The sequence below is a fragment of the Allobosea sp. TAB14 genome (assembly GCF_052113865.1).
In the GTDB taxonomy this organism is placed as follows: Bacteria; Pseudomonadota; Alphaproteobacteria; order Rhizobiales; family Beijerinckiaceae; genus Allobosea; species Allobosea spartocytisi.
Genome location: NZ_JBFRDQ010000282.1, coordinates 1 through 4089, shown reverse-complemented (window position 1 = coordinate 4089; position 4089 = coordinate 1). Strand labels below are relative to the sequence as shown.

5 protein-coding genes are annotated in these 4089 nt (G+C 59.3%); all 5 read right to left on the bottom strand.

Going from position 1 to position 4089, the window contains the following annotated elements; genetic code table 11:
• Positions 1 to 155: 155 nt before the first annotated feature.
• Positions 156 to 506, bottom strand: a complete 351-nt coding sequence (gene tnpB / locus AB4Y99_RS26270; RefSeq protein WP_027990597.1) for an IS66 family insertion sequence element accessory protein TnpB — start codon at positions 504 to 506, stop codon at positions 156 to 158.
• On the bottom strand, positions 503 to 910 hold the full coding sequence (gene tnpA, locus AB4Y99_RS26265; RefSeq protein WP_441525397.1) for an IS66-like element accessory protein TnpA: 408 nt from the start codon (positions 908 to 910) through the stop codon (positions 503 to 505). The genes tnpB and tnpA overlap by 4 nt, the downstream gene beginning before the upstream one ends.
• Complete coding sequence (locus AB4Y99_RS26260) at positions 879 to 1874, bottom strand: restriction endonuclease (RefSeq protein ID WP_441525396.1); 996 nt, start codon at positions 1872 to 1874, stop codon at positions 879 to 881. Before AB4Y99_RS26260 ends, tnpA begins: the two co-directional genes overlap by 32 nt.
• A 21-nt stretch (positions 1875 to 1895) precedes the next feature.
• Positions 1896 to 2669 carry a hypothetical protein gene (locus tag AB4Y99_RS26255; protein WP_441525395.1) on the bottom strand — a complete coding sequence of 258 codons (774 nt, stop codon included), beginning with the start codon at positions 2667 to 2669 and terminating at the stop codon, positions 1896 to 1898.
• Positions 2670 to 3008: 339 nt separating this feature from the next.
• Positions 3009 to 4089 (bottom strand): tyrosine-type recombinase/integrase (locus AB4Y99_RS26250; RefSeq protein WP_441525394.1); only part of this gene is annotated, 1081 nt, incomplete at its 5' end.

Below are 4089 nucleotides of genomic sequence, written 5' to 3'. Positions count from 1 at the left end.
CACCTGCGCGAGATCGGCCTCGGCGGAGGCAGCACGCGCTTCCGATGCCGCTAGCGCGGCACGCAGTCTGGCTATCTCCGAAGCAGCATCATCCATGGCCGAAAGCTACCATGCACCATGCTGAAAGCCCAACAAAAACAGAGGAATGCAGTCGATTAGCCTGCCTTCGAAGGCCGCTGCGTCCAGCGTGGATTGCGCCAGTCGATCCCTTCCAGGAGATAGCCGAGTTGCGCCGCCGACACTGGCACGGCGGAGCCATTTTGACTGACCGGCCAGATGAACTTTCCGGCTTCAAGCCGCTTCAGGTAAAGCGACATGCCGATCCCGTCGTGCCACAGAACCTTGATCAGGTCACCCTTGCGACCCCGGAAGCAGAAGACTTCGCCGCCATGAGGATCGCGGCCAAGACCCTGTTGCACCTTCAGCGCCAGGCTGTTCATGCCGCAGCGCATGTCCGTCACGCCGCCCGCAATCCACACCTTCACACCAGCCGGAAAGGCGATCATGACGCATCCAGAACCGGCAACAGCCGGGCGAGAATGATCGGATCAAGCGACGCCGGGATCATCAACCGTCGACCGTTCGGCAGGCCGATCTCGATCCTTTTGTCATCTTCCGGCCGGGGCGGCGAGACCTTCTCGCAAGATGCCGCCGCCGGTGGCGAAATCGAAAGCGGCACGAAGCCCGTTGAAGCCGAACCGCTCAGAAGGCCACTACGGAACTCCCGACGCCAACGGGTCAACAATGACCGCGACAAACCATATCGCCGCGCCGTCGCGGACCCCTGCCGAAAGCCTTGCAGGCTCTCCTCGACGATCCGAACCTTCTCTTCGTCCGACCAATCCCGCCGGCGACCAAGATCATCGGAGGACAGGACCTCAATGGGGGAAATGATTGTAGCGCATGACATAAGCCATGGACTTAAAGCCAATCAACAAGTCAGAACAGGCGGCCCTCGGCGGAGGGATACGACCTTCTCGGAGCTGGCTGAGAATGTTCCTCAGATGCTCGGGGGCTACCAGCTTCGACTTGTCCTGGACGATGCCTGCGGTCGCGGTCCGGCACCATTCCGCGACATCGTTCGATGTCCTCAGGTCGAGCTGCACATTGTGCCGGGCGGCGAACGCACGCGCTCCTGGTAGGTATTCCGAGGTCGTGACGACGATGCCGCGCTGGGCGCCGTCGGCCTGCGCCGCGCCGAACAACGCCTGGACAGGCTCCAGGCCGACCTTGCGGTGCGACGCATAATGCTTAGCCTGGACCAAAGTCAGGATATCACCGAGTGGATCGCGTTGCAGAAGGCGAATATCGACCCCGCCATCGGCTCGACCGGAACCGAGTTCGGCCGTGAAGCCCTGATTCTGGAAGATGCGGAACAGGAGGATCTCAAACTCGCGCCAATTGATCCGGTGCAGATCGTCGGGTCGATGGGCGAAATGCGCGTAAAGCTCCTCATAGATATCAGCGCAATCCGGCTCGATCAGGCCGCACACCCATTGCCAGTGGAAATAATCGTCGAACGCCGCGCAGAGGGCTGGATCTAGCGCGTAGAAATGCGCGCTGACATGGTCGGAGAGTTCATATTCATAACCAAGGCTGGCGATCAATTCGCCAAACGATGTCTCTGATCCGTCGTCCCAAGTGCCGTTGAACATGTTGTAGAACGGACCTTCGAAATACAGCACAGTGACGCAGGCGTTTTCGCCCGGTTCGGCACCCACCCTATGGGCAAAGGACTGAAAGCCGCAGTCCTCCCACATGTCGCGTTGCTGCGCCCAAAATTCGACGGCGGCTTGCAGGGCCTTGATCCGGGCTTCGAGCGCGGCATCGTCATAGCTGGGCGGGCGGATGGGCAGCGGGGGAGCGCTCGTCATTGGCGTGCCGCCCTAAAGCAACTACCGCTTTGCATGCCGGTCCCAATCATTCTCGGAGATCGGTGGCGATGAAACTTCGAGCTTTGCCAGCAGCGCTTTCAGGTCGAGAACGGCGCCGCGCTTCGCGATCAGATACAGCTCGGTACCATAGCCATAGATGCTCGCCCGGTTGGAGCCGAGGATGTCGAATTCATGCCGTTCGCACCAAGTCGCGCGCTCAGCCTGTGTTTGTTCACCGATTGCATAGGGTTCGTCGGTGAACAGATGGGTTTTCGTCCGAGGATCATACCAGCCATGCTCGTGATCACCGCCAGGAGGGCGATTGTGCCAGTCGCTCTTGGGATAGAAGCGCTTGCCAGTTGAAGGTTTCAGCCCTGTCGCATCCATGAACTGCAAGACGCGGGCGAGACGACTGGCGAGCTTGCGGGCATGATCCCGATCTTCGCCCTCGCCATGGCCGTATAGGCGATCTTCGCCCCGCAACTGCGCGCCGCCGAGATAGCCCTTGAGATGATGGGGCCTGACCAGGCCGGTGAGGGGCTGGGAAAAATGTATCAGGAGGCTTTCGGTGCCACGGGTCTTCGCCTTTCGATCAAACCAATATTGCGAGATCGTCACGGGAAAGCGCGGTTCTGGCTTCGCCTCGCCGACATTGCGCGACGCATGGATGAAGTTTTGAAAGCCGCCCGCACGCGCAACATGGTCGAGCGCTTGCGCGTGCGTCACACCGCTCTCACGCTTGACCTTCTTGGCCGCGCGCTTCAGTCCATCGATCGTTGAAAATTGAGTTGCCATGTCTGTTCTCCGATGCGGCCGATGGAACACGTCGCTCGCTGCCATTTTCCAAAAGCCACGTGGAAAACGTGACACGGGAAAATATTCCTTAGCACAGTGTCGGTGAGGACTTCGCTACAGCGAGCGGCAGGCGCCTGTGGTTAGCCTTGGCCATGATCATAGCGATCGGCTCGCGGGTCGCAAGGCCTCAATCCATGACGGCTTCGGACGGTTGGCCTTAAGTTCGTGGCAAACGCGTGCTTGAGGAACAGTAGCGAGCAGACTAGCGCGCTGGCCGGTGATCGCAGGCAGAATCTTAATACGCTGCCCGCTATCGATTGGCGTAAGCGGGCCGCCAGATCAGGCCGCGCGTTTCAAGTTCTTCTTGGTCAGTAGCTTTGTGACGAAAGCGTTCCATTTTTTCATTGCAGCTCGTTTTTCGGGCATGTAGTTCCAACGGTCGTAGCTCTTGGAACTGACGTCCTGAAGCGTGTGGTTCTGGAGGCGGTCGCGGATTTCCTTTGACACTCCTGCCTTCCCGGCCAGTGTTTTCCATGTCCGGCGCAGATCCCGGTTCGTGACGATGGGGATGACCTGGCGTTCACGCTGACGCCACATGAAAGAATAAAGTGTTCCATGGCTGACGGGCCTTTCCGGGTCCATCGCCGAAGGGAAGAACCAGCCATGCTCGTTGGGCTTAATCGACTCGATCAGCTCGGCGGCAGTGTCTGGAACCGGAATGGCATGGGGCTTGCCGTTCTTGGTCTTCGACCAGTCGATGATCTTCTCGCGGGCATCCCACTGATCGACATGGAGACGGGCGATTTCCTCGACACGCTGTCCCGTTAGCATGAGGATGCGCACGGCGCGTGTATAGGGGGGATGGACTGGTGTATCGGGGCATTCGAGCCAGCGATAAAGCCGTAGGAACTCGTCCTCGTCGAGCCAGCGGGTGCCGACAACCTTGGGCTCAGTTGGTATGCCTGCGGCAGGATTCATAACCAGATGGAAACGCCGGGGCGAGTTTGACCGATAATCGTGTTCGGATTTCAAGCCCCAACTGTATGCGGAGCGGATGTAGCTCCGAACGTGATCAGCCATCGACTTTTTGCCTCTTTCGAAAATGGGGCGGATCACGTCGGAAACTTCATCGGGTTCGATGTCGCGTGCTGGGCGATGACGGCCAAGCAAATCGGCAATCTTGTTCAAGCCCTTCTCAGCTTCCTTCCAAGACGACTTTTCAGAGTCCTTTAGATGTTTCGCATAGGCCTCAAATAGATCGCCCACGGTGCCGGGGCGCGTGTCGCCCGCGACCTTGATGCTGCGACCCTTCTGGATGGGGCCAGCGAAATCGCGTTTGAAGACCTCGCGGGCCTGGGCGAGTGACATCGCTGGATATGATCCGAGCTTCTTCTTGAGACGCTTCTGGTCGCGCCACTGC

Bases quoted from the DNA above. Each gene is read 5' to 3' on its own strand.
- tnpB (WP_027990597.1), bottom strand. From the start codon at position 506: ATGATCGCCTTTCCGGCTGGTGTGAAGGTGTGGATTGCGGGCGGCGTG.
- tnpA (WP_441525397.1), bottom strand. From the start codon at position 910: ATGTCATGCGCTACAATCATTTCCCCCATTGAGGTCCTGTCCTCCGAT.
- AB4Y99_RS26260 (WP_441525396.1), bottom strand. From the start codon at position 1,874: ATGACGAGCGCTCCCCCGCTGCCCATCCGCCCGCCCAGCTATGACGAT.
- AB4Y99_RS26255 (WP_441525395.1), bottom strand. From the start codon at position 2,669: ATGGCAACTCAATTTTCAACGATCGATGGACTGAAGCGCGCGGCCAAG.